At 62.9% G+C, this 23,948-nt stretch carries 21 protein-coding genes; 13 read left to right on the forward strand and 8 right to left on the reverse strand.

All coding sequences use genetic code 11. The annotated features are described in order from the left end of the window. Positions 1–15: 15 nt before the first annotated feature. The 4 genes from KY495_RS19395 (at position 16) to KY495_RS19410 (ending at position 3,408) form a co-directional block, all read left to right on the forward strand. The gene (locus KY495_RS19395) at positions 16–363 is read left to right on the forward strand and encodes an integration host factor subunit alpha (RefSeq protein WP_219880965.1); all 348 of its coding nucleotides are present in this window, start codon (positions 16–18) and stop codon (positions 361–363) included. Positions 364–371: 8 nt separating this feature from the next. Further along, complete coding sequence (locus tag KY495_RS19400; protein ID WP_219880966.1) at positions 372–779, forward strand: MerR family transcriptional regulator; 408 nt, start codon at positions 372–374, stop codon at positions 777–779. Between the two features lie 248 nt (positions 780–1,027). After that, positions 1,028–1,660 (forward strand): response regulator transcription factor, encoded by a 633-nt coding sequence (locus KY495_RS19405; protein ID WP_219880967.1) that lies wholly within the window; start codon positions 1,028–1,030, stop codon positions 1,658–1,660. A gap of 227 nt (positions 1,661–1,887) precedes the next feature. Further along, a complete protein-coding gene (locus KY495_RS19410) occupies positions 1,888–3,408 on the forward strand; it encodes a CHASE3 domain-containing protein (RefSeq protein WP_219880968.1) in 1,521 nt (506 codons plus the stop codon). On the opposite strand, the gene KY495_RS19415 is transcribed toward KY495_RS19410, so the two are convergent. Next, entirely contained in the window at positions 3,317–4,126 is an 810-nt protein-coding gene (locus tag KY495_RS19415) for a Crp/Fnr family transcriptional regulator (RefSeq protein ID WP_219880969.1), read from the reverse strand. The two genes, KY495_RS19410 and KY495_RS19415, sit on opposite strands and share 92 nt — an antisense overlap. A gap of 346 nt (positions 4,127–4,472) precedes the next feature. Here KY495_RS19415 and KY495_RS19420 point away from each other — a divergent pair, with 346 nt between their 5' ends. Together KY495_RS19420 and KY495_RS19425 are read left to right on the forward strand one after the other, a co-directional pair. Beyond that, positions 4,473–5,150, forward strand: coding sequence for a response regulator transcription factor (locus tag KY495_RS19420; RefSeq protein ID WP_219880970.1), 678 nt, complete (start codon positions 4,473–4,475; stop codon positions 5,148–5,150). Next, positions 5,147–6,475, forward strand: coding sequence for a sensor histidine kinase (locus KY495_RS19425; protein ID WP_219880971.1), 1,329 nt, complete (start codon positions 5,147–5,149; stop codon positions 6,473–6,475). Before KY495_RS19420 ends, KY495_RS19425 begins: the two co-directional genes overlap by 4 nt. 130 nt (positions 6,476–6,605) lie before the next feature. Here the strand turns inward: KY495_RS19425 and KY495_RS19430 are convergent, their stop codons facing one another. From KY495_RS19430 to KY495_RS24115, 6 genes are read right to left on the reverse strand one after another with little or no spacing between them, the layout of a single operon-like run. Continuing rightward, a complete protein-coding gene (locus KY495_RS19430; RefSeq protein WP_219880972.1) occupies positions 6,606–9,986 on the reverse strand; it encodes a pilus assembly protein in 3,381 nt (1,126 codons plus the stop codon). A 15-nt stretch (positions 9,987–10,001) separates the two neighbouring features. Next, entirely contained in the window at positions 10,002–10,574 is a 573-nt protein-coding gene (locus KY495_RS19435; RefSeq protein ID WP_219880973.1) for a PilX N-terminal domain-containing pilus assembly protein, read from the reverse strand. Further along, a complete protein-coding gene (locus KY495_RS19440) occupies positions 10,571–11,635 on the reverse strand; it encodes a PilW family protein (RefSeq protein WP_219884335.1) in 1,065 nt (354 codons plus the stop codon). The genes KY495_RS19435 and KY495_RS19440 overlap by 4 nt, the downstream gene beginning before the upstream one ends. Positions 11,636–11,643: 8 nt before the next feature. Further along, positions 11,644–12,276, reverse strand: coding sequence for a type IV pilus modification protein PilV (locus tag KY495_RS19445; protein ID WP_229518378.1), 633 nt, complete (start codon positions 12,274–12,276; stop codon positions 11,644–11,646). After that, positions 12,273–12,749, reverse strand: coding sequence for a GspH/FimT family pseudopilin (locus KY495_RS19450; protein WP_219884337.1), 477 nt, complete (start codon positions 12,747–12,749; stop codon positions 12,273–12,275). Before KY495_RS19450 ends, KY495_RS19445 begins: the two co-directional genes overlap by 4 nt. Beyond that, positions 12,743–13,144 carry a type IV pilin protein gene (locus KY495_RS24115; protein ID WP_219880974.1) on the reverse strand — a complete coding sequence of 134 codons (402 nt, stop codon included), beginning with the start codon at positions 13,142–13,144 and terminating at the stop codon, positions 12,743–12,745. The genes KY495_RS19450 and KY495_RS24115 overlap by 7 nt, the downstream gene beginning before the upstream one ends. Before the next feature lie 220 nt (positions 13,145–13,364). Between KY495_RS24115 and KY495_RS19460 the strand changes: the two genes are divergently transcribed. The 7 genes from KY495_RS19460 to KY495_RS19490 all read left to right on the forward strand — a co-directional run bounded on the left by KY495_RS19460 (position 13,365) and on the right by KY495_RS19490 (position 22,747). Next, positions 13,365–15,059: a peptide chain release factor 3 gene (locus KY495_RS19460; RefSeq protein ID WP_219880975.1), complete on the forward strand. Its 1,695-nt coding sequence runs from the start codon at positions 13,365–13,367 to the stop codon at positions 15,057–15,059. 155 nt (positions 15,060–15,214) lie between these two features. Then, the gene (locus KY495_RS19465; protein ID WP_219880976.1) at positions 15,215–15,640 is read left to right on the forward strand and encodes a type IV pilin protein; all 426 of its coding nucleotides are present in this window, start codon (positions 15,215–15,217) and stop codon (positions 15,638–15,640) included. Next, the gene (locus KY495_RS19470) at positions 15,628–16,260 is read left to right on the forward strand and encodes a Tfp pilus assembly protein FimT/FimU (protein ID WP_219880977.1); all 633 of its coding nucleotides are present in this window, start codon (positions 15,628–15,630) and stop codon (positions 16,258–16,260) included. The genes KY495_RS19465 and KY495_RS19470 overlap by 13 nt, the downstream gene beginning before the upstream one ends. Next, positions 16,257–16,697, forward strand: a complete 441-nt coding sequence (locus KY495_RS19475; protein WP_219880978.1) for a hypothetical protein — start codon at positions 16,257–16,259, stop codon at positions 16,695–16,697. Before KY495_RS19470 ends, KY495_RS19475 begins: the two co-directional genes overlap by 4 nt. Further along, positions 16,694–17,890 (forward strand): PilW family protein, encoded by a 1,197-nt coding sequence (locus KY495_RS19480; RefSeq protein ID WP_229518379.1) that lies wholly within the window; start codon positions 16,694–16,696, stop codon positions 17,888–17,890. The genes KY495_RS19475 and KY495_RS19480 overlap by 4 nt, the downstream gene beginning before the upstream one ends. Beyond that, complete coding sequence (locus KY495_RS19485) at positions 17,887–18,480, forward strand: hypothetical protein (RefSeq protein ID WP_219880979.1); 594 nt, start codon at positions 17,887–17,889, stop codon at positions 18,478–18,480. The genes KY495_RS19480 and KY495_RS19485 overlap by 4 nt, the downstream gene beginning before the upstream one ends. Positions 18,481–18,532: 52 nt before the next feature. Then, a complete protein-coding gene (locus tag KY495_RS19490) occupies positions 18,533–22,747 on the forward strand; it encodes a pilus assembly protein (RefSeq protein ID WP_219880980.1) in 4,215 nt (1,404 codons plus the stop codon). A gap of 36 nt (positions 22,748–22,783) precedes the next feature. On the opposite strand, the gene KY495_RS19495 is transcribed toward KY495_RS19490, so the two are convergent. Further along, positions 22,784–23,791, reverse strand: a complete 1,008-nt coding sequence (locus KY495_RS19495; protein WP_219880981.1) for a DUF3108 domain-containing protein — start codon at positions 23,789–23,791, stop codon at positions 22,784–22,786. Positions 23,792–23,948: the final 157 nt, after the last annotated feature.

Below are 23,948 nucleotides of genomic sequence, written 5' to 3' on the forward strand. Positions count from 1 at the left end.
GACCTGCATCGTGCGATGCAGGTCGCCAAAGTGCGCCAGGCAGCGGAAAAAGATTTGCCGACCTTGACCAAGGCGGAACTGGCAGAGCTGCTGTTCGAGCAGGTGGGCTTGAACAAGCGCGAAGCCAAGGACATGGTTGAGACCTTCTTTGACGAAATCCGTAACGCACTCGAGCGGGGGGAAGCGGTCAAGCTGTCGGGCTTTGGCAACTTCCAGCTGCGCGACAAGCCGCAGCGGCCCGGCCGCAATCCCAAGACGGGCGAGGAAATCCCCATCACGGCGCGGCGCGTGGTCACTTTCCACGCCAGCCAAAAGCTCAAGGGCATGGTGGAAGACGCCACGCCACTGTCGCGCGCCGCCTGAGCTGAGCGATGACCGAGCGTCCCAGCAAGTCCGATGTCATCGTGCTGCCGGCCATTCCGGCCAAGCGCTATTTCACCATTGGCGAAGTGAGCGAGCTGTGTGGCGTCAAGCCCCATGTGCTGCGCTACTGGGAACAGGAATTCACGCAGCTCAAGCCCGTCAAACGGCGCGGCAACCGCCGCTACTACCAGCACCACGAGGTGCTGCTGATCCGGCGCATACGCGAGCTCCTGTATGAGCAAGGCTTTACGATCAGTGGCGCCCGTAACAAGCTCGACAGCCGCAGCAGCGAGGCGGTGGACGAGGTGCCGGCCGGGGGGGCGGAGGAGGTGGCGGCAGCGGCGCCGACCCTCGATCTGCCCATGCTGAGGGCGGAATTGCAGGCCATCCTCGCCATCCTCAAGCCGCTCGCCTGACACGAGGCGGTGCGACAGCAGCCGCGGGGTCAAGCGGCTATAATCACATAGCGGGCGGCGCTGCCAGCAGCGCAAAAATAACGTCAGCGCGTGTACACCGTTTCACGGTGTCGCACGTTTGCTGTTGTGTTTGTACAAAACAAGCAGAGTGCTAGAATGCTAATGGATGCGCAGTGCCGGTGTGAGGCTTGCTTCGGGCGGGCTGCCCCGTGCCTCTTTCCTGTACCAGGAAAATTTAAGGGAAGACAATGATACGCGTTGCCATATGTGACGATCACCAGATAGTAAGAGCAGGCTTCAAACAGATTTTTTCGTCTTCCGATGATTTCGACGTCGTCGCCGAAGGCGCTACCGGGCGCGAGGCGCTGGACATCGCACGGCGCGAAATCTGCGACGTGCTGCTGCTCGATATCGCCATGCCGGACCAGAGCGGCATCGATATCTTGCGCACCATCCGCCAGGGTCAGCCCAACCTGCCCGTGCTGATCCTGTCCGGCTATCCGGCGCAGCAGTACGCGCTTAACTTGTTCAAAATGGGTGCCAACGGCTACCTGAACAAGGAATGCGAGGCAGATGAACTGAAAACGGCCGTGCGCACCGTCTTCCAGGGCCGGCGCTACGTCAGCTCCACCGTCGGTGAGCTGCTGGCCCAGAGTTTTGACCGCGACCCCAGCACGGCCTTGCATACCGAATTGTCGGACCGCGAATTCCAGGTGTTCCTGCGCCTGGCCAAGGGCGCGACCGTGTCCGACATTGGCGTGGCGCTGTCGCTGTCCATCAAGACCGTCTCGACCTACCGTACCCGCATCATGGAAAAAATGGGCTTGCAGTCAAACAGCGACCTGACCTATTACGCCATGAAAAACAACTTGCTCGACTAAACCGGCAAGCGCGGCGGCACCGCCCCGGTGTCGCTTTTCCGCCTCGCAATTGTCGAGGTTGTCGTCCCGGCCAGGCGCCGCCGCCCCGCGGCAGCTGGTCCTCCCTGTCTCGCCGCGCCGCCGGCGGGGAGGGTGTTTCTTTACAGCAGAGCTTGGCTGCGCTGCAGCATTTCCCGGTCTATAATTGCCCCCAAGATTTGGCTTTGCCACGCGCAAAAGGATTCTGGATGCATTTCACCACCGAACCACCCGTCAAGGCGAGTTTGCCCTGGTACCTCTCCGTCGTGGCCCTGATCTGCATGCTGATCCTGGTGGCCAATGGCTGGAGCCTGTACCACAACCTGTCGTCGCTGCGCGCGGCCAATGCCCTGCAAAGCCGCACGGCCCAGGTGACGGACAAGGTCCAGTATCTGAATGTGCTGATCATGGATGCCGAAAGCAGCCTGCGCGGCTACTACCTGTCCGGCTCGGAAGTCTACCTTGGCCCCATGCGCACTGTCGCGGCCGAGATCGACAAGCAGGCCAATGACCTCAATGTGCTGCTGGCGGACAATCCGGTCCAGCGCCGCAACCTGGCCCAGCTGCGCACCCTGCTGCACCGCAAACTCGACAATATGAACCAGACCCTCGAGGTCTACCGCAAGGGCGGCCTGGCAGATATCGTGGCCATTGCCGCCACCGATGACGGCAAGGCCTTGCTTGATGAAATCCGGCTGCAGGTCGTGATCATGGTCCAGGAGCAGACCGAGCAGCTGGCCAGCGGGCGGGCCGCCTTCTACAAGGAGTATGAATACGCGGTGGTGGCCGGGATCGGCATCAATGCTGCCGCCATCCTCGTGCTGGCCCTGTTTTACCGCCTGATCCGGCGCGGCTACGTGGCGCGCGTGGCGGCCGAGCGCATGCTGCAAAATGCCAATGAAAACCTGGAATCGATGGTGGTGCTGCGTACCGAGCAACTGTCGGTCCTGTCGCGCCACTTGATCAGCGTGAGCGAAAAGGAAAAGGCGAGCCTGGCGCGCGAGCTGCACGACGAACTGGGCGCCAACCTCACGGCCATCAATATCGACCTCAATGCCGTGGCCGACCGCCTGCGCGAGCAGGAACCGGTGCTGGCCGACATGCTGGACCGGGCCCGCGGCACCCTGCTCAACACGGTGGAACTGAAGCGCCGCATTGTCGAAGACCTGCGTCCGAGCATGCTCGACAACCTGGGCCTGTCCATGTCGCTGCAAAGCTATTGCGGCGATTTCGCGCGCGTGACGGGCGTCGATTGCGAAGCCTTGATTGAAGGCGATATCGACGTGGCCGGTCCCATGCAGTCGATTGCCGTGTTCCGCATCGTGCAGGAGTCGCTCAACAATATCGCCAAGTATGCCCAGGCCCGCCAGGTGATCGTGCACGTGGCGCGCGAAGGCGAGCAGCTGTCGCTGGAAATCAATGACGATGGCGTGGGCATCGATCCCGAGGAACTGGCCACGCCCAAGTCGCATGGCTTGCTGGGCATGCGCGAGCGTGCACTGCTGCTGGGCGGCACCTTGCGGGTCAAGCGGGGAGTGAACAACCGGGGAACGACGGTGGAAGCGGTGATACCGGTGGGCGACGTGAATCAGCCCCTGATGCAAAACGGGCAGCCTGAGAGGCTGCCCGGGGATGCCTTTAACGCGCTACATCCATCAGCAGACGATCGTATTCCGTCTTTGCCACCTTGTAGCATTCGCCGGCATATTCCTCAAGGCCACGACGGTTGATGACGGTGATGTTGCCGCGGCGGTAAGTGATCAGGCCATCATCCTGCAGCTTGCCGGCAGCGGCGGTAATGCTTTCACGGCGCACGCCGAGCATGATGGAAATGAGTTCCTGCGTCACCTTCAGTTCGTTCGATGGGGAACGGTCGAGGCGGTCAAGCAGCCAGCGGCACAGTTTCTGTTCGATCGAGCTGTGGCGGCCGCCGACGGCGTTCTGGGCCATCTGGGCAAACAGCGCATTGGTGTAGCGCATCAAGAGCTGGGGCAGGGCGCCGCCCTGGTTGAAGGCATCGCGCAGGTACTGGGTCTTGAGGCGGTAGCCGTAGCCGGCGCTCTGCACCACGGCACTGCACATGGCGCGCTCACCCATGAACAGGGACACGCCAACCACGCCTTCATGGCCAACCACGGCGATCTCGGTGGTGGCGCCATCTTCCATCACGTACAGCAGGGAGACAATGGCCGTGGTGGGGAAATACACGTTTTCCAGTTTGCTACCGTATTCAAACAATTCTTTGCCAAAGGGCAGGGCGACCAGCTCAAGGTGCTCGAAGAGCGTTTCCAGATCGTGGCGGGGAAGCGCGGCCAGCAGTTCGTTTTGCTGGGTGCCGCTGTAGCTGACAACAGGCCGGGACGCAACTTTTGACTCCAGCGCCGGGGCAGGAATCTGGCTTACCTTCTGCGCATTCTGCGCGGTAGTACCAAGTTGAGTGTTGTTCATTTGTTTTCCTCTATCTCTTCATTACTACATGGACGCTCTGCACAGTGCAGCAGACACGCGATGGGTGAACATTAAAGCTTGCGTGCGTTGTCGAACATAAGATTAGCAGTCGCCCCCATGTAGGCTGTATGCATAATCTTTTGTGGTCCTAGTCCTACTGGGGGAAATGCTGGATTTGCCCCTTTTTTTTGCAGTTTTTCTGCGCGTAATTGCCATTGCCGCCCTTGAACTGCCGCCGCTTGTCCCTACATCACGACACTTTCCCCGGCCAGCGCCTGCACCCGGACTACAGCCGGGGGTGCAAAATGCCGCATAATGTGCATAACGCAACTACACGATCGCCCGCATGCACGTTCTACTGGTGGAAGATGATGCCGTCCTGGCCGATGGCCTGACCCGGGTCCTGCAAGGCCATGGCATGGCGGTGGACGTGGTGGCCAACGGCAGCCAGGCCGACCAGGTCCTGCATGGTGCCGACACGATTGCCGCGCTGGCGGTGGTGGTGCTCGATATCGGCCTGCCCGGCATTGACGGCTTTGAAGTGGTGCGCCGCCTGCGCGCCCGTGGCAGCAGCGTGCCGGTGCTGCTCCTGACCGCGCGCGACGCGGTGGAAGACCGCGTGCGCGGCCTGGAACTGGGGGCCGACGACTATCTCGTCAAACCCTTCGCCACCGCCGAGCTGGTCGCGCGCATCAAGGCCCTGGCCCGGCGCAACCAGCCCAAGCCGTCCACGCTCACCCTGGGCCGCCTGACGCTGGACACGGCCACCCGGCGCGCCCTGATCGACGAGCACGCGGTCGAGCTGTCGGTGCGCGAATGGGCGGTGCTCGAATACCTGCTGCAGCAAAGCGGACGCGTCGTGTCCAAGCAGCAGATCATCGACGCCATCCTGCCCTGGGGCGACGACCTGACCACCAATGCGGTGGAAGTGTATATCTCGCGCGTGCGGCTCAAGATCGCCGACGCCGGGGTGTCGATCCGCACCATCCGCGGCTTTGGCTACATGCTGGAGCACGGTGCATGACCAGCATCCGCCTGCGGCTGCTCAAGTGGCTGCTGGGCCCGATTCTGATCATCAACCTGGCCGGCGCCAGCCTGACCTATATGCTGGCCTGGATGCCGGCCCAGCTCGCATTTGACCAGAGCCTGGCCGACGCCGCCGGCGCCCTGGCCGCACGCGTGCGCGGGCGCAGTATTGAACTGCCGCCGGCCGCCGAACAGGTGTTGCGCGCCAATGAAGTCGATGCCGTGTATTTTGCCGTGCGTTCGGGCCCCCACCTGCTGGCCGGCGACAGCGATTTTCCTTTTCTGCGCGGCAGCGACGGCGCCGCCCATGACGCCACCATGCGCGGCGAACCGGTGCGCATGCTGTACCGCACCGTGGGCACGGGCGGCGAAGCCTTGACCATCGGCGTGGCCAAGACCATGCGCAAGCCGCTCCAGATCCGCGCCGCCGTGGTGCGGGTGCTGGTGCTGCTGGAGAGCCTGTTCACCCTGGCGCTGGTGGGATTGATCTGGTTTTCGGTCGGCAATGGCCTGCTGCCCCTGTCGCGCCTGCGGGCCAACCTGTCGGGGCGGGAAGCGGAGGACCTGGCCCCGATCGATCCGGCCACGGTGCCGGAAGAACTCAATCCCGTGGTCGGCGCCTTCAATGAGCTGCTGGCCAAGGTGCGGGCCGGCGCCGAAGCCCAGCAAAACTTCATTGCCGACGTGGCGCACCAGCTGCGCACGCCCCTGGCCGGCTCCAAGCTGCAGCTCGAATGGCTGGCCGCGCGCCATGCGGACGACCCGGAATCGGTGCATTCACTGGGTCTCATGCTGCAATCGAACCAGCGCATGATCCGCCAGTCCAACCAGCTGCTGGCCCTGGCCCGCGCCGAACCGAGCCACTTTGGCAAGGAGCGCCTGGGGACGGTGGATTTGGCCAAGCTGGTCGAACAGGTGGTGCAATACTTTGTGGAAGAAGCGGGCAAGAAAAAGATCGACATTGGGTTTGACCTCGAGCCCACCATTGTGGCCGGCGACAGCTTTCTGCTGCGCGACCTGATCGACAACCTGATCGACAATGCCGTGCGCTACACCCCCGAGCATGGCACGGTGACGGTGCGCAGTTTTGCACGGGCCGGCCACGGCATGCTGCAGATCGAAGATTCCGGCCCGGGCATCGCGCCCCAGCACCGGGCCATGGTGTTCCAGCGCTTTGTGCGCCTGGACGACCAGCAGGCCGGCAGTGGCCTGGGACTGGCGATCGTGCGCGATATCGCCCAGGCCCACGGCGCCGCCATCGAAATCGACGGCGGCGCCGGCGGCAAGGGCTTGCTGCTGACCGTGCTGTTTCCCCGCCCCTAGCGCCGCAGCAGGGCCGCTGCCGTGCAAGTCGCCTTGCCTGACCGGTTGCGCCCCACACCGGCCAGTGCTGCGCTGGCAGCGCAAAAAAAAGAGCCGGCAGGCGCCGGCTCCTGCTTAGCTGCGTTCCCGATTAATCCACGGCTGTATTGGTGTAGGTGCGTTTGCGGGCGCGCGTGAGCGCAGGAATGATTTGCTGGGGGCTGAAGGCCACGTTGGCACCGACGCCATCGCGCTGCACGGCGCCGATGGCAACCGTTGCGTACACCGTCTCGACCGTACCGTTGGCCGAGGTGCGCTGGATCGGCACCGAGCTGGCCAGCACCGGGGTGGGCGGCAGGCCGCCGGTGACAAACTCGCTGCTGCGTGCGCCACCGCAGGCTGCGCCGTCGGGATTGATGGCGCCCGACGCGTTGATCAGGTTGAGCCAGTAGCCGTGGGCATGGCCCAGCGCGGTGCGGCAGGTGCCCGAGGCCTCCGGGTTGGGGCGGTTGGTGTTGAAGGTCACCATGCCGCCGGCAATCAGGGGCGAGGTGACGCCCTGTTCGCCACGGCCGTTTTCCAGGTTGATGAACCAGCCCCGGATGTCCGAACCGGGACCGACGCCCGCCGCGCCGCAGGCCGTGCCGGAACTGAAATTGGACAGGGTGTCAAAGTCCTGGGCCGCACCGGTAGTCGTGTTCAGGTCGTCGCGGTAGACGTAGGCGCGGTTCTGGACGCTGCTGGCGTAGGGATAATGCATTTCCAGCGGATGCTCGCGGTCGCCCGTGGTAATGGCGATGTACACACTGTCGCGGTTGTGCAGCAGGGCCGGGGCGAACAGGAACTTGCGCCCCCCGGCAGCGTCGAGCTGGCCAATCTTGCGGCTGGTCCATTGTGGCGGCGACAAGGCCGTGGTGCTGGTGCTGCCACTGGAAAAGCTGATGCGGTACATATTGCCGCCGGTGTCGGCCGCGTAGGCATAGTCGACATTGCCGTCGTCGTCCGTGTCGACCATGGCAATGTCCGCGGCCACCGGGCGCGCCGTTTCAAAGGAGCGGATCAGTTCACCCGTGTTCGCATTGAGGATATACACCATGCGGCCCTTGGCACTGTCGCAGCCGGTGGTGACCTTGGCGTTGACGTCTTCGCAGCGGTCGTAGCCGCCGCCGAAGACGAGCACCGGAACGGCGCCGCTCTCGCCGACCGGCGAGAAGCCCTTGATAAAGGCGGGAATCGGCGTCGACCAGGTCTGGCCAATGTTGCCGAAGCCGGCGTCGCAGTTTTCCTGGTCATTCAAATTGGGGCAGCCTTTCTTCCACATGAAGGTCGGTGTGTTCGGATTGGTCACGTTCAGGGCGTAGATGCTGCGCCCCCCACGGCGCATCGATGGATAGATCTGGACCTGCGAACTGTCTTCGTTCTGGTACAGGCCCACCGAGCCGTCGAAGAAATAATCCTTGCGGGTCGATACCAGCGCCTGCGCTGCCGTTTCGCCGGCATAGCTGACCAGTGGCAGGTTGTTGTACAGGCGGCTCAGGCGGGGGAAGAATTCCGGCGCCACGAACGACCAGCGCTCCACCCCGGTGGCGGCGTCAACCGCGTGCAGGGCGCCATCGTTGGCACCGTAAAACACGGTCACCCCAGCCTGCGAAGCCGGACGCGAGCTGGAGGCCTCGCCATAATTGACGGGCAGCGGGCGCGAGTGAATCACGTCGCCATGGATCGAAGGCCGCGTCAGGGTGGTGCTGGCACCGAGCTGCTTTTCATTGTTGACGTCCGCGCCGCGGATGAAGTTGACGATATTGGCCGGCATGGTGGCCGCCGGTACGTTGGTGGTGTTGAAGTCCACCAGGCTGGTCACGCCAACATTGTTGGTGACCAGGGTCTTCATCTGGCGGTTGAGCGCGCGGCTGGTGGCGGCGGCGGACGCCGAATTGCCCTGACGCAGAACTTGCGCGGCAGCCCCTTTTTCCACCAGTTCGCCGTCGGGCAGGTCGGAAAACTTGGTCAGCGGATTACAGGTGCCTTCGACAGCTTCGCCCGGCAATGGAATGTTCCAGTAGTCGACGCTGTCCGAACTCCAGAAGCTGCGTGCGCAGGGGCTCAGGAAGCCGTTGGTATTGTTGACAGCCACTTGCGGCGGCGAGGAATTGTCGCCCAGTTCCACCCGCTCGCCCTGCAAAATCAGCTGGTAGCGCTTGAGGTTGCCAAACCAGCGCGGGCGGCGCACACCGTCCGGACGGAACATGCCGATAAACACCTGATTTTCATTCTGGGTGCGGTTGGTGGCGTTGACCGGCAAACTGGTCGAGGCAAAGGCGCTGTTGGTGGCCTGAATCTCTGCCATGATCGTTTCAAGCGCATCAATGATGGCCTGTTCCGTCGTCGCCTTGAAATACTTGCCCTTGCCATACTTGGCCATGTTCAGCAACAGGCCGGTGAAGTGCGGGTCCGGATGGTTCTTGTGCACGTCGATGGTGTAGGTGGCCACCGGCGAGCGTGTGTTGCCCACGACAACGCCTTTTTCGGCCAGCATGCGGGCCCATTCATCGGCGTGGAACTGGCGGCTGGTCGACAGCGTGCCACTGGTGGGGAAGTTGGTGGTCACCACGCTGGTGCCCAGTACTGCGTACTTGTTGTGTCCCGTGCTGCACGAGGTGGAACTTGCTTCCACCGGTCCGCCGACGGCGCAGCCGCGGTTAAAGAAGGAACACGCCTCGACGATGTGGGACTCCTGCAGCGCGGCCTGGGCACTGGCCTGGGTGTCGTAGCAGACATTGGACACGCCGGCCGTCTCCGTGACCGGGGGGCCTTCGCGCGATTCCGAACGGGGCAGGGACAGCTCGGTGCGGTCGCTGGTCAGGGCGTGCAGGGCCGTGCGGTTCGCTTCGGTATCCGAGCTCGGTCCGCCATTGTTGACGTTGCCAATGAAGACGATAAAGCTCTTGCCGCACAAATTGTTGCTGGTCAGGGGGGACCTGAACTTGGTGGGTAGATTGACGTAGCCTGCGCTGTCGGCTTTGCTCGTCATGACACTGCCAGGACTGAGTGCGTTACCGCCTGCAAAATACAGATAAGCGCTATGCATGATGTTGCCGTACCCGACATTGGACGATGCTTTTTCGGTAGGGTCGTTGGTACTGATGCCGTTTAGCATGCTGGTGAACGCCGTCTTGTAGGCATCCGTGACCGGCTTGATGGCCTGGCGGATGAAGCCGGCATCCGAGTTCGGCGAGCCGGTCGTAAATTCCATCATGCCGATGCTGATGTTGGGGTTCATGCGCGAGACGACGGAGCGGATGGCGCGCAGTTCCGAATCGCCCTGCATGGTGCCGCGCGGGGTCCAGCCTTCGCTGGCTCGCGACCAGTTGGCCGAGTTGTCCAGCACGATCAGGATGCGCGGATTGGTGGCGTCACCGGCCGAGGCGCCGGTAAAGATGTCGATATCGTCGCCGGCGGCAATGGCCGGCGCGGCGCACAGCCAGCTGCACAGGGCCATCGTCATCAATTGGGAGGCGTGGTTCAGTTTCATGGGGTTCTCCGGTCGTTACGGGCAATACGTTTTAATGGTGTCGGTGTCGGTCATGACCGCAACGCCCTGGGTGACGGTGGCACTGGCTTCGGTGGCATCGTCCATGGCCCGGGCCTGCACTTCCCAGATCGAGTCCGAGCACAGTGAATTGCCTGAACTGGAGCCGACCACGCCGGGGGTCTGGCCCGCACCCACGGCGCAGTTGAGCTGCTCGGTGGCCAGGTTCAGCGTCGAATTCTTCACATTCCTGACCTTGACGCAGCTGGGCGGCGCGGTAATGGTGACCGTCACGTCATGGGCGCCGTCGCCATTGATGTCGAGGCAGCGCTTGTTTTCCGTGTCGCTGCTGCAGTTGGGCTGGGCAGGCAGGGTGCGGCTGGGCGAATTCATGAAGCGCGTGCCGCTGATGACTTCCTCCATCACCGAGCGCGCCGCGAACAGGGCGGCATCGCGCTGCTGCATATTGCTCACTATCTGCATATTGGTCTGGCTGACATTAAAGCTCGACAGCGCGAGCATGGTCAGGATGATGAGCATGATCATCGCCATGAACAGTGTCACGCCCTGCTGCCTGTGCAAGGTCTTCATGGGGTTCTCCTTCCGGCGGTGTTGGGAATGGCCACGGTGGACTGGAACACGTGGCGCTTGAAGCGGTCATTGGCGGGGCCCACTTCGTTGTCCGACAGGTCTGCCTTCAAACCCAGCGTATAGGTCTTGGTATCGGTAAAACCTGCCGTGGGCGTGGTGTTGCGTGCCAGCAGATGGATTTTGGTCGCCACCGCCCCCGTCCAGCGGGTATCGCCGCACGCGGCGGAGCCGGGGCAGCTGGCATTGGCGCCGGGGTTGGCGCGGTACAGATCGGGGGCGCCGTCGGCATTGTTGTCAATGCCATACTCGAGTTGCATGTTCTCGATCCCTTCCACCACCGGCTCAATGGTCCAGGTGCCGGCGCCGCCGGCAGCCACGGCCAGTTCGCCTTGCATCAGGGTGGGAATGCCATCGCCTGCCTTGTGGTTGTTGGCCACGTAATACACATGCACCACGAAGCGCCGGATCGGCGCGGCGCCGCTACAGGCCCGGTTGGTGCGGTCCAGGGCAGCGACGCTGGTGTCGAGACGGAAATGGTTGAGCGGCGACGATGCGCCCAGCTGGGTCTTGCTGGCGCATAGTGCCGGCTGCAGCAGCATGCCGCCGGCGCTGGCTGCCGCGCAATTGCCGGTGCCGGCCACGCACGTCTGGGTGCGCTGCACCACCAGTACGTCGGTACCTTCCTTGATGTCGTCGAGGCAGGGCACATCGGCGGCGGCGGCATTGTCCACCCCATGCACGGGTGCGCGCAGGTTGGCGCGCACATCGGCCAGGTTCGGCGTGCAAATGGTCGGGGCGGCCGCCGCGGCGCTCAGCGGCGTGGGATCGAATTCACCGTAATAGCCGGCGTTGCCCAGGTCGCTCGTGATGAGCTGCATGGCATAGCGCCCGTTTTCCACCTGGCGATTGCTTTTCTCGACCTCGGTCTGGGCCCGGTTGTTGGTGACAAACAGGGTCGCCATGCCGGCCAGCAGCAGCATGCCCACGGCCATGGCAATCATCATTTCGGCCATCGTGAAGCCGGCACTGCGGTGGCGCACAAGCGCGTTGGTAGGCATCATCGGCAACCTCACGGAATCGGAATGAAAGTGGACGTGGGCGACATGGGGCAGGTCGGCACGCCGATCGAGACGCGCGTGGAGATCACGCGGCGATACTCTTCCTCGCCGTACAGGTCCCTGCCGCAGGCCAGGCCAGCCGCCGGCGGCTTGGTCTTGTGCAAGCCTTGCCAGGCGACGGAGACGATGTAAATGCCGTGCTGGCACTGGTTCGGGACATTGCTCGCCGCGACCACCTGCTGCACGCAGCCGCGCGCGCCGGCCATGGCGCCCACATTGGCGCCGCCCTTGACTTCGCTGGTGCCGCGCAAGGCCTGGCTCCACTCGCACAGGTCGCGCGCCGGGCGGGTGCTCAGCAGGTTGCAGGCCGCCGGCGCGTCGCCTGTGCCAACGCCCGTGGTGACGTAGCTGGCGGCCAGGGCTGGCGAAGCACTGATGCGGGCGTGCATGTCCTCCATCAGCACCACGGCCTGGGCACGCTGATAGGATTCCACGGAGCCGACCTGGGCCTTGGCCTGGAAAGCGGCAATGCCCAGCAGCCCGAAGGCGAGGATCACCACTGTGACGAGCACTTCAATCATGGTGGTGCCGGCGTGCCGGGACAGCGGGGGCAGCGGGGATCGATTGGGGGTAGCCATGGTCATGAACACGCGCTAGGTTTGTGGGAGGGCAAGCCATTGAGTTCCAGCTCCACGCAGCGCACTTCTTCGCTGCCGGCCACGCTGACCTGCCACTGGGCGCCGGCGCTGCCGGGCGCACGGCCACTGAACTGGTAAATGATATTGGCCGGGCCCGTGATGGTGACGTTCTTGAGCGCACCTTGCTCATGCAGGGCCGGCTGGTCCGGATCCGGGTGCAGCATCTGCCAGCCGCCTTCCCATGACGTTCCGGCGGTAGCCGGGGCCAGGGTGACATTGCGTTCCATCTTGATGGCAGTACTGCGGGCACGCATCAGGGCGTTGACCAGTTCCCCGGCGCTGGCGCGCAGGCGCTGGCGCTGGGTCATGTCCTGCACCGACGGGGCGGCAATGCCGGCCAGGATGCTCAGTACCAGCATGGTCCAGAGCATCTCGACCAGGGTGAAGCCGCGCGCGCGGCGCTGCGCGAGGCTTACCATTTGTCCGAAGGCGTCTTGACGCCGGTATTGGACAGAGTGAGGTCGCCATCGTCGACCTGGTTGCCGATGGCCGTGGCGGTGATCACAAAGCCGGTCGGTTCGGTGCTCGCTTCGCTGGTAATGGTGTAGTAGCGGGAAATGCTGTCCGGGACCGGCAGCAGGTCTGCCATCTCTTCGGCCGTGGCATAGCTGCGCGAGTCAATCAGGATCTCGCCCTGGCGCAGCGCCATGTCCATCATGAACTGCTGGGCATCGGCCCGGTGCGCCTTGCGGGTGTAGGCGCCATACGAGGGAATGGCAATGGCGGCCAGGATCGCGATGATGGCCATGACGACCACCAGCTCCATCAGGGTGAACCCTTTGGCAGAGCGGAGGGAGAAGGGCGAAATAGTCATAGGAAACCTCGGCGAGCAAGTGGAAACGGGAACTTATGTTGCTTAGTATAAACACTGAAGCTGTCAGTTTCCTGAACCTTTCCTGACAAACTGCTGACAATTGCACACCGGCAAGTATTTATCGCATCCGTCGCAGTTGAGCCGCTTAATCAGTTCACACGGCAGGGGGCGGAAACGGTAAAATCGCCGGTTTTGTGTACCGGCCGCGCAGGCGGACTATATGGCCAACGACATCGACCCAACAATTTCCGAATTTGACAGCGCGGCCCCGGCTGCTGTGGACAGTGCCCAGGACGCCGCCGGCGCGGCCTCGCGCCTGCCGGCCCAGATTGCCCGGGAAGTGGAACGCCGGCGCACCTTCGGCATCATTTCCCACCCCGACGCCGGCAAGACCACGCTGACCGAAAAGCTGCTGCTGTTTTCGGGCGCGATCCAGATGGCCGGCACGGTCAAGGCCAGGAAGAGCGGGCGCCATGCCACGTCGGACTGGATGGAGATTGAAAAGCAGCGGGGCATTTCGGTGGCCAGCTCGGTGATGCAGTTCGAGCACCGCGACCACGTGATCAACCTGCTCGATACGCCCGGCCACCAGGACTTTTCGGAAGATACCTACCGCGTGTTGACGGCGGTCGACTCGGCCCTGATGGTGATTGATGCGGCCAAGGGCGTGGAAGCGCAGACCATCAAGCTGCTGGCCGTGTGCCGCATGCGCAATACGCCCATCGTCACCTTCATGAACAAGATGGACCGCGAAACGCGCGATCCCCTCGAACTGCTTGACGAACTGGAATCGGTGCTCAAGATCCAGTGCGCGCCCGTGACCTGGCCAATCGGCATGGGCAAGAACTTTCGCGGCGTGTACCACCTGCTGCGCGACGAGATCATGCTGTTCAAGGCGGGCGAGGAAAAGGCCGATGGCGCCTTCGAGATCGTCAAGGGCATCGACAACCCGAAACTGGCGGCCATGTTCCCGCTCGAGATCGAGCAGCTGAAAATGGAAGTGGAGCTGGTGCACGGCGCCTCGCATCCGTTCGACCTCGAGCAGTTCCTGGCCGGCGTGCAGACGCCCGTGTTCTTTGGCTCGGCGATCAACAACTTCGGCGTGCGCGAGATTCTCTCGGCCCTGATCGACTGGGCGCCGGCGCCGCGCCCGCGTGACGCCAGCCTGCGCGTGGTGGCGCCGAGCGAGCAGCCGTTTTCCGGCTTCGTCTTCAAGATCCAGGCCAATATGGACCCGGCCCACCGCGACCGCATCGCCTTTCTGCGGGTGTGCTCGGGGCGCTTCGAGCGCGGCATGAAGGTCAAGCACCTGCGCCTGGGGCGCGAGATCAAGGTGTCGTCGGTGGTGACCTTCATGGCGTCCTCGCGCGAGCAGGTCGAAGAAGCCTACGCCGGCGACATCATCGGCTTGCCCAACCACGGCAACATGCAGATCGGCGACAGCTTTTCCGAAGGCGAGATGCTGCAGTTCACGGGCATTCCTTATTTCGCGCCGGACTTCTTCCGGTCGGTGCGCATCCGTAATCCTCTCAAGATCAAGCAGCTGCACAAGGGCTTGCAGCAACTGGGCGAGGAGGGGGCGGTGCAGGTGTTCAAGCCTCTGCTCGGTTCCGACCTGGTGCTGGGCGCCGTGGGCGTCTTGCAATTCGAAGTCGTGGCCAGCCGCTTGCTCAACGAATACGGGGTCGATGCGGTATTTGAAGGTACCAGTATCAGCAGCGCGCGCTGGGTCAGCGGTGAGGACAAACGCGTCCTGGCCGATTTCGAAGCAGCCTTGGGTCACAATGTGGCCCACGATGCGGCCGGCAATCTTGCCTATCTTGCTACCTCAAATGTCAATTTGCGCCTCACGGAAGAGCGCTGGCCCAAGCTGACCTTCCATGCCACGCGCGAACACTCGGCACGCCTGGGCTAACCGCCGGCACGCATTGCGGCGACGGCCGTTAGCCCCCTCAAGTTGATGTTTCTTGAGGATAAGTGTGCCTGTCAGCAATTTGTCAGTATTCTTTCAGGCAATTGTCAGCTACCTAAGCTAGGATTGTCACTACACACTTAAACTCAGGAAATGCCATGGTTCGGAAGCAACGCGGATTTACTTTGATGGAAGTGATGATTGCCGTGGCGATCATCGGCATTCTCAGCGCCATTGCACTGCCATCGTATAACCAGCACGTCACCCGCACCCGCCTTAACGGGGGCTTCTCGGCACTGGCGAGTATGGAACTGGTGGCCGAACAGTTCTGGCCCAACGACCGCACCTATGTTGGCCTGGACGAGCGCCTGCCGGCCGACACGGACGACTTCACCTATGAAGCGAGCGACCTGACGGCCTCCACCTATACCGTCACGGCGACCGGGCGGGCCAAGGCAGACGGCTTTGTGTACTCCATTGATCAGAATGGGGTACGCAAGACGGTCAGCGTACCGGAAGGCGGGGAGTGGGAAGCCAAGGACACTTGCTGGGTGGATCGCAAAGGTGGCCTGTGCACGCAATAACGACAAGGCGCCCCAGCGGCGGCTTCACGCTGCTGGAATTGCTTATTGGACTGGCGATCCTGGCCTTTCTCATGATGCTGGCCGCGCCCAGCTTCAGCAACTGGCAACTGAGGACGCGCTCTGCCGCGGCATCCCAGTATTACCTGGAAGCGTTCCGGAGCGCCCGGCTGGAAGCGGTCAAGCGCAACAGTACTTCACGGCTGGTTTTGACGGAAAACGCTGCCACCGGCCAGTTTGACTGGCGGGTCGATATTTGCTTTCGCAACAGCGAGCGCAACTGCGACCGCGACAGCGATGACTGGTCAAGCGTGGACGCGGCAGCGCCGGGGGATCCGGGCGCGGTCGGCTACAGGTCGGTGTCCCATAGCGCCGGCCAGTTGCTCAAGGCCAGCGTCATGCAGCCGACCCTGGTGCCGGACGGCGCCACCAGCGTGTATTTCACCTCTACCGGCTGGGTCAACACAGCGCTGGCGCCGAATCTGAATCGGATCGAGCTGGCCTCCACCGACGACCCCCCCGCTTTTCGCAGGACTGCCGTGGCACTGACGCTGGCCGGTGGCGCCAGCATCTGCCTGCCCGATGACTCCATTGACGTGACTGATTCCAGGAGATGCCCATGATGATTAAGCAACAACGCGGCGTGGCGCTGCTGGAGTCCCTCATTGCCATTGTGCTGCTTGCCATCGGCGTGATCGGCACCATGGGCCTGCAGGCGCGTACCGTGGTGGCGATGTCGGAAGCCACCTTGCGTGCCGAAGCGGCCATTGCCGGCGAGCGCCTGGTGGCGCAGCTGTTCAATGACCAGGCCAACATTCCCGAGTATGCGACCGACGGCAGCAGTGTCCCGGAGCGCCTGGCACCGTGGCTGGCCGAGACCCAGAAATACATCCCTGGCGCCACCGTGGTGGTGGCCGAGACCGAGCTGGCCGAGGCCGAAGCCGGCGCCGCTGCCGCCCATCGGCAGGTCGACATCGCCATCAGCTGGCAGCGCCGCGGCGCCCCGGATGCGTCCATCAACACGCACCGGGTCAGTGCACACATCGCGAGTTCCCAATGATGCGCGCTTTGCGGCCTGCGCACGCGCGCGGCTTTTCGATTGTCGAACTGATGGTGAGCATCGTCATCGGCATGCTGGCCCTGGTCTTTGCCACCCGCATGCTGCTGGTGTCGGAGTCGAACAAGGACATGTCGCTGGGGGCCTCCGACTCCATGCAAAATGGCTTGCAAGCCTTGCAGGCCATGAAAAAAGACCTGGAGCAAGCCGGGTTTGGCCTGAACGATCCCCTGATCAACGGTTGCGACACGGTGTTTAGCGATGCCGATGGCTTCACGCTGGCCACCGCCACGCGCGGCGGCGTCGATACCACGCCCCTGACCGCAGTCGTGATCAATACCAACGCCGGCGGCTCGGATGTGATCAGCGTGTATGCCGGCACGTCGCTGAGCGGCACTGGCAGCGTGGGGATTGCCCTGGACAGCGACGGCGGCAGCTTTACCGCCGACCGTCTTCCATACGGCTTTGCCCGGGGCGATGTTGTCGTTGCGGTGCCCGAGTCGGACGATGACGACCGCCAGTGCCTGCTGGCCCAGATCACCGAGGACCCGGGCGCGACGGTCGACATTGTCACCGGCGGCGATTCACGCTACAACGGCGCTGGCGCCGTTGAATTTACTGGCGGCTCCTCGCGCCTGCTCAATCTGGGCCCGGCGGCAGGGTTGGCGTTTCACCAGTGGTCCGTCGCCGGCGGCTTTTTGAACCTGCGGGCGACCAATTTGCCAGGATCGACCGAGCAGCCCCAGGGCGCGGTCGTGATCGACAATATCGTGGCCATCAAAGCGCAGTACGGCTTTGACACCCGCCCCGCCAACGCCTTCGTGCAGGCCAGCGGGATGCAGGCCACCGGCATGCGGGTGGCGCGGTGGAGCAATACCATGATTGACGCCGACGGCGACGGTACCGTGGGCAGCCATGACGACTGGGCGCGGGTGGCGGCGGTGCGGCTGGCCATTGTCGCGCGCGGACGTAACGTGCAGCAGGTCAAAGGCAGCGCCAGTTGCGATGCCACCACGGTAGCGCCGGAGCTGTTCGGCACCGAAGAGCCGCAGGGAGTGGACCCGGTGGCCGTCACGCCCGTGCTGGCGGTGGCCGATGACCCGGTGGACTGGAAATGCTACCGCTACCGCAAGTTTGAAACGATTGTTCCGATTCGCAACTCAGGGTGGCGCCCGACCCCCTACAGGCCACAATGAAAACTCAGCTACCGCGCCAGGCAGGTGTCGCGCTGCCGATCATGCTGCTGATGGTGCTGACCATGGCCATCACCAGCATCTACCTGATCAAATCGGTCAACTCGGCCGCGATCAATGCCACCAATGCCGCCTACGAGAGTGCGCTGGTGCGCGCGGCCGACCTCGGTCTGCATGAAGGCTACAAGTGGCTGCATGAAAAGTCCAAGGTCAACAAGGCTGCGCTCAACACGCCCAAACCGGCCGACGGCTATACATCGAGCTTTGTGCCGACCCTGGTGCCGAGCGACACGGCGTTCTGGACCAATTCCAAAAAGGTGACCAGTGCCCAGGGGGAGGAGGTGGAGTATGTCATTCACAGGATGTGCTCCCTGAACGGACCGTTCGACCAGACCAAGCCGAACCCCAACAGTTGCGTGATGACGTCGGAAGCCGATATACCGCCACGAGTCTTGCCGCCGGGCGAAAGCATTATTCAGGATAACGGCATGTTCAAGAGCGCACCGCAAGTGCATTACATCATTTCGTCCAGGCTCTCGGGTCCCCGTGGCGGCAGCGTGGTCAATCAGATGGTGGTTTTGATCGGCGTATGACAAGGGCGCCTGCTTGGGCGCACAAGTGGCAATATCTTTGAGGTAGAACGACATGAAACCATTACTCCCGCTCCTGGCAGGCTTGCTGCTGGCACAGGGGGCCCAGGCCGGCCCCACCGAAATCGCGCAAAGTCCACTGCTCAATATCACCGGCGGGGGGCTGGTGCGCCCGAATTTGATGATCCTGTATGATAACTCAGGCTCGATGGCGCGCAATTTCACGCCGGATTACGTGGGCACGGGGGTATGCCGCTCAAGCAGCACGCTGGCCGGCGGCACGCGCACCTGCAAGGCTGGCGATCCCCCCTTCAGCTCGGCCGACTTCAACAAGCAATATTACAACCCCAACACCTGGTACAAGCCCCCGGTCAAGGCTGACGGTACTTTTTACGCGTCGATGACGTCGTCTGCTACGAGCGGCTGGACCGTGGTGCCCACCGATGGTTTCGGCATTAACAAAGTTGACCTGCGCGACGATACGTTCACCAACTCCAATCTGGCCACCAGCTTTCCCGACTTTAAGTGGTGCAATGGCTCCAGCACGACCGACTGCATGGTCAATACGGTGACTTACTCCTACCCCAACGCCACCTATAGAACAGCGCGCGAGATTGTCGGTAACCCGTATTATTACACCATCAACGCAGCAGAGTCCTGTACCGATGCCACGCTGAAAACCTGTATTCCCCTCAAAATCGGTGCCACGCCACCATCGAGCCATCCGTTTCTGGCCAAGGTACGTTTTTGTACGGACCGCAACCTCACCGACTGCCAGGCAAAGAATCTGGACACTCACCCCTGGCCGCGCTTTTCCAATGCGTCCAGCGGCGCGGTCTCCCATGGTTTGCTGGAAATAAATTCGCTCAGTGGCACTGGTTCACGCTCGATCAGCAGCGTCAGCGTGAGCGGCGTCACCATTACCGATACGGGCGTTACCTCCTCCAACGGCTTGAACACCGTCGATAAGGTCAGGGCCTTCACCTCCGCACTGGCCCGTTCGATCATCAACAAGAATGGCCTGACCGCGCCCTATACCGCCTGCGTGCGCACGCCGACACTGTCGAGCGTGCCCGCCTGTGCCGGCTTTGGTATCGTGGTGCCGGATGGCACGATCGCAGTGGTGCCAGTCACCTGCGCACCCAACAGCACAAGCAAGGAAATCGGTGAGGTCTGCAACTTCGTGCTCGACGATTCCCGGGCAGGCAATCAAATAACCGTCTCTACCGGCAATGTGAGCTATAACACGGTGGCCATTGCGGCGGGCAATGTGGTATTTAACCGGGTGGACCTGACTCCCAGCCGCACCCAGTACCCGCGCGGCACCAAACGTGGCGATTGCGCCGCAGGTACCCATTGCACCTATGCCGAGGAGATGACCAATTTCGCCAACTGGTATACCTACTATCGTACCCGCAACCAGATGATGAAGACGGCAGTAGGCATGGCCTTTGACCCGATCGGGGGCAATTACAACGTGGGACTGGTGTCGCTCTCGACCGCCGCTGCGAACGGGACCATGAACACGCCCAAGAAATTCATCGAGTCTGCCCGCAGCGCCTGGTACACCCAGCTGTACGCCATGAATGGCAATAGCTTCACCCCCACGCGGGCGGCGCTGCATGCCATCGGAACCATGTATGCCAACCAGGGTAATTACGTCAAGCCGGCCGGATCCGAAGTGGTGCAGTTCGCTTGCCAGCAAAACTTTACCTTTGTTACCTCGGACGGCTACTGGAACGGTGCCGGCGCGACCTCCGAAGTGACCAACAATGACAGCACCGAGGATCCTGCGCGCTTTTGCACGCAGGCATCGGGCTGCGTGCAGCCAGCTGCCGAGGGCGTCAGCCTGGCCGACATTGCCCTGCACTGGTACAACGGCGGCTCGAGCACATCCACGGAGTCGCTCCGTCCGGATCTGGAAGGGCCGGTCGGCCGCGTGCCTTCTCTTCCGGGCGGCAACAAGCGCTTGCATATGTCCACCTATACGCTGGGACTTGGCGTCGATGGCCTGATGACCTATGAACCGGAGTACAAGGACCGGCCGTCACCGACGGGCGATTTCATCAAGGTACTCAACCGGGTGCCAACTGGATGTCCGTGGAACGACAACAAGGAATGGGTATGGCCTGATCCCAAGGTCTCCGTCACCTCCGGCGATCCCCAGTCGCGCGTGGACGATTTGTGGCATGCCGCCGTCAATGGCCGGGGACGCTATTTCAGCGCCGCGGAACCGGACGAAGTGGTGGAGGGCGTCACCCGTGCTCTGCTGAACATTGAATCGTCCATCGGCGCCGCCGCCGCCGCGGCCACTTCCACGCCGAACATTTCTTTGCAAGACAATGACATTTTCTCCGACACCTTCACCACCGTGAAGTGGTTCGGCGAATTGACCAATCGCCGGCTCGATCCGCTGACCGGCGAGATCATTCCGCAAGTACGCTGGAACAGCTCCAATACGGTCGGGCAAAAAGTGGCAAGCGCCTCCGATACGCGGGTCATCAAGATGCTTGATACCAGCGCGGGCGCGGCTGCCAACAAGCTCAAGGACTTCAAGTTCAGCGCCATGACGAACGCGGAAAAAGCGTGGTTTACCGGCAAATGCAGCACTATGCTCCAGTGCGATGACATGTCGCCGGCACAGCGTACGCTGGTCGATGGGGGCAGCGCCCTGGTTGACTGGCTGCGCGGCCAACAGCAGTATGCGGACGACATCGTGTTCCGTCAGTACAGCACGGTACCGGTGGCGCCCGGCGAGCCGCCAGGCTTGCCCATTGTCCTGGGCGACATCGCATCATCCAAGCCAGCCTTCATGCGTCGGCCACGGCTCAATTACGACGACGACGACTACAAGTTATTCAAGCAGGCCCACGCTGGTCGCCAGGCCACCGTCTTTGTTGGCGCCAACGATGGCATGCTGCACGCCTTCGACGCGGCGACCGGCAACGAACTATGGGCTTACGCGCCGCGCATCACCATGAAAAAGCTGTACAAACAGGCCAGCACCACCTACGGCGGCAACCACCAGTATTCGGTGGACGGTTCGCCTGCCATCTGGGATGTCAAGATTGGTTTGGCCTGGAGAACTGTGCTGGTGTCGGGCTTGAACGGCGGCGGGCGCGGCTATTTCGCGCTGGATGTGACCGACCCTGCCAACCCCAAGGCGCTGTGGGAATTGTGCGCCGACCCGGCAGTCTGCAGCGGCATCAACCTGGAGCCGGAACTGGGGCTGACGTTTGGCAATCCTCAGTTTGGCCTGCGCAATGGCAAATGGGTGGTCTACCTCACCTCCGGCTACAACAATATTCCCGGTACCGACGGCGTGCCAGGGGGTACCGGCAATGGTTTCCTCTTTATCGTCGACGTCGCCACTGGTGAAGTACTCAGCAAGACGCCCACCATGCACAATAATGTGGCAGCAGGCAACGTGACCACACCATCGGGTTTCGCTAAGATTTCTGCAGTCAATTCCAATCCTAACGCCGATCCCATCATTACCGAAATCTATGGCGGGGACAACCTGGGCAATATGTGGCGCTTCAACGTGAACGGGCCGTCCGTGACAGTGCGGCGCATGGGCTCGTCCGGGGTCGATCAACCGATCACCACGCGCCCGGAAGTGACTGCCTGCGTGGTACCGACCAGCCAGAACGGCGTTGAACGCATTGTTACCTTCGGCACCGGGCGCCTGCTTGACGTGCCCGATCTGGCGAGCGAAAAGGTGCAAGCCATCTATACGATCAAGGACAGCGCCAGCAATCTTAATCTGACCGGAGCGACCATGGTGCAGCGCAAGCTCAAGGCCATCGTTGCTGGCGGTACCAATTACATGGTGGAGGAGGCAGATGTGGACCTGGCATCCAAGAGCGGCTGGTATATGAAGCTGGACAAGAACCTGCGCGAACGCGTCAATCTGGATCCGCGCGTCATCGCAGACAGCCTGACGGCAGTGACGAATATCCCAGGCACATCGAGCAGCTGCACTGTGGGCGGCAGTTCCAACATCTATCGTCTGAACGTGTGCACCGGCGGCGCGCTCAATCAGTCAACGACGACCTTGATCAAGGATGCCAATGGCGTGGAACAGTCAGTGGCCGGTGAAGTCTTGTCGGACAATGCGGCCGCGGTGGGCTTTATCGTAGTCCAGCTGCCCAATGGTGCGCTCAAGATCGTCACCACCACCGCCGACGGTGGCACCAGGACCGATACCGGCCCGGTCACCCAGTCCCACGGCAGCCGCAAGTCGGGCTGGCGCCGCGTCGACGACTGACAGGCACAAGCGGCGCAGGCCCGGGCGCGGCCCGGGTCAGCGCAGTGGCGTTTGCGCGCTCGTCAACCGTTGCACGGTCATGCTGCCGTCGGCGGCGCGAGTGATAATTTGCACGGGATACCAGCCCAGCTCCGGCGCCAGCCATAGTTCCAGCGGCGCCGGGCCGCCCGATTGCTGGACCAGATGCCATGCTTCAAAGGTGCCGAGGGGGACGCGGACCGGTTCTACCCCGGCCAGCGTGAATACCACGATCTCGACACCGGTCGGCCCGCCCACAGCGACCTTGACCGGCTCTTGCAGCTGCGCGGAATCATGCAGACCCATGCCGCTCAGCAGCAAAATGATAGCCGTGCGGTCATACACAATGGCGGTGCCCATATCCCCGGCGCCGCCGTCGGCAGCGGTCTCGCGCTCGTACTGCCGGTTCAGTCGCACGCTGCCCTGTCCCAGGCCACGCCAGCTGCTGTCTGCCCGCAGCGGGGCAAAGCCGTCATCGGTACGCGTGCCCTGGCTGCTGGCACCTTGCGCGCCGTCCTGGCCGATCCCGTCCATCACCACCGAATAGCTTTCCGCATCATAGGACAGCGCCAGCCGCGACTGGCCCGTTATCTGGGCGCCGGGACCGCCGGAGCGCGTTTCGTAGCTGAGAATGTTGGGTGCCGGCCAGCGCATGGTGTGCGGTGGTGGGGCTGCCAGATCGTTGGGAAAGGCCACGCCGTCTTCAGCGGCGCGCGCAAGGTTGTCAGGCGCGGGCGCTGGGGTCACGGTTGTGGCACCGGGCTGCGCGGGCGGTAGCGGGACCGCGGCCGGGCTCACCGCCGTCGGCATAGCGGGCCTGGCATCAAGCCCGGCGCTGGCCGTTGTCGGGTTCCGAGCCGGACCGGGGGGCGGCGCGAGGCGCACGCTGACAGCGCGGGTGTGGGGGCCTGTGGGCACGTCCAGCGCGTAGCGTGGTGTGAGCAAGGCCGCCCCGAGGAGGTGAATGCATCCCGACAGCGCCAGCAAGGTGGCCAGCCGGACCGCGGAAGGGTGCTTGTCTGTCATGGCGCTAGTGTACCGCAAGGCTGCCTGGTGCTGATCACGGGAACTGCGCCGCGGCAGGGGTGTGAATGGCGGGCAGGGCCAACTTTCTTTCTCGAGCCGGTAGATATGTACCAGATTAGCAATCAGGGCATGTTGCAATCACCTGCCCATCACTTTT

The organism is Massilia sp. PAMC28688, assembly GCF_019443445.1.
Classification (GTDB): Bacteria; Pseudomonadota; Gammaproteobacteria; order Burkholderiales; family Burkholderiaceae_D; genus Telluria_A.

What these genes read in the sequence shown, in the direction of transcription:
- KY495_RS19395 (WP_219880965.1), top strand. Translation starts at nt 16, where the DNA reads ATGCAGGTCGCCAAAGTGCGCCAGGCAGCGGAAAAAGATTTGCCGACC.
- KY495_RS19400 (WP_219880966.1), top strand. Translation starts at nt 372, where the DNA reads ATGACCGAGCGTCCCAGCAAGTCCGATGTCATCGTGCTGCCGGCCATT.
- KY495_RS19405 (WP_219880967.1), top strand. Translation starts at nt 1,028, where the DNA reads ATGATACGCGTTGCCATATGTGACGATCACCAGATAGTAAGAGCAGGC.
- KY495_RS19410 (WP_219880968.1), top strand. Translation starts at nt 1,888, where the DNA reads ATGCATTTCACCACCGAACCACCCGTCAAGGCGAGTTTGCCCTGGTAC.
- KY495_RS19415 (WP_219880969.1), bottom strand. Translation starts at nt 4,126, where the DNA reads ATGAACAACACTCAACTTGGTACTACCGCGCAGAATGCGCAGAAGGTA.
- KY495_RS19420 (WP_219880970.1), top strand. Translation starts at nt 4,473, where the DNA reads ATGCACGTTCTACTGGTGGAAGATGATGCCGTCCTGGCCGATGGCCTG.
- KY495_RS19425 (WP_219880971.1), top strand. Translation starts at nt 5,147, where the DNA reads ATGACCAGCATCCGCCTGCGGCTGCTCAAGTGGCTGCTGGGCCCGATT.
- KY495_RS19430 (WP_219880972.1), bottom strand. Translation starts at nt 9,986, where the DNA reads ATGAAACTGAACCACGCCTCCCAATTGATGACGATGGCCCTGTGCAGC.
- KY495_RS19435 (WP_219880973.1), bottom strand. Translation starts at nt 10,574, where the DNA reads ATGAAGACCTTGCACAGGCAGCAGGGCGTGACACTGTTCATGGCGATG.
- KY495_RS19440 (WP_219884335.1), bottom strand. Translation starts at nt 11,635, where the DNA reads ATGATGCCTACCAACGCGCTTGTGCGCCACCGCAGTGCCGGCTTCACG.
- KY495_RS19445 (WP_229518378.1), bottom strand. Translation starts at nt 12,276, where the DNA reads ATGACCATGGCTACCCCCAATCGATCCCCGCTGCCCCCGCTGTCCCGG.
- KY495_RS19450 (WP_219884337.1), bottom strand. Translation starts at nt 12,749, where the DNA reads ATGGTAAGCCTCGCGCAGCGCCGCGCGCGCGGCTTCACCCTGGTCGAG.
- KY495_RS24115 (WP_219880974.1), bottom strand. Translation starts at nt 13,144, where the DNA reads ATGACTATTTCGCCCTTCTCCCTCCGCTCTGCCAAAGGGTTCACCCTG.
- KY495_RS19460 (WP_219880975.1), top strand. Translation starts at nt 13,365, where the DNA reads ATGGCCAACGACATCGACCCAACAATTTCCGAATTTGACAGCGCGGCC.
- KY495_RS19465 (WP_219880976.1), top strand. Translation starts at nt 15,215, where the DNA reads ATGGTTCGGAAGCAACGCGGATTTACTTTGATGGAAGTGATGATTGCC.
- KY495_RS19475 (WP_219880978.1), top strand. Translation starts at nt 16,257, where the DNA reads ATGATGATTAAGCAACAACGCGGCGTGGCGCTGCTGGAGTCCCTCATT.
- KY495_RS19480 (WP_229518379.1), top strand. Translation starts at nt 16,694, where the DNA reads ATGATGCGCGCTTTGCGGCCTGCGCACGCGCGCGGCTTTTCGATTGTC.
- KY495_RS19485 (WP_219880979.1), top strand. Translation starts at nt 17,887, where the DNA reads ATGAAAACTCAGCTACCGCGCCAGGCAGGTGTCGCGCTGCCGATCATG.
- KY495_RS19490 (WP_219880980.1), top strand. Translation starts at nt 18,533, where the DNA reads ATGAAACCATTACTCCCGCTCCTGGCAGGCTTGCTGCTGGCACAGGGG.
- KY495_RS19495 (WP_219880981.1), bottom strand. Translation starts at nt 23,791, where the DNA reads ATGACAGACAAGCACCCTTCCGCGGTCCGGCTGGCCACCTTGCTGGCG.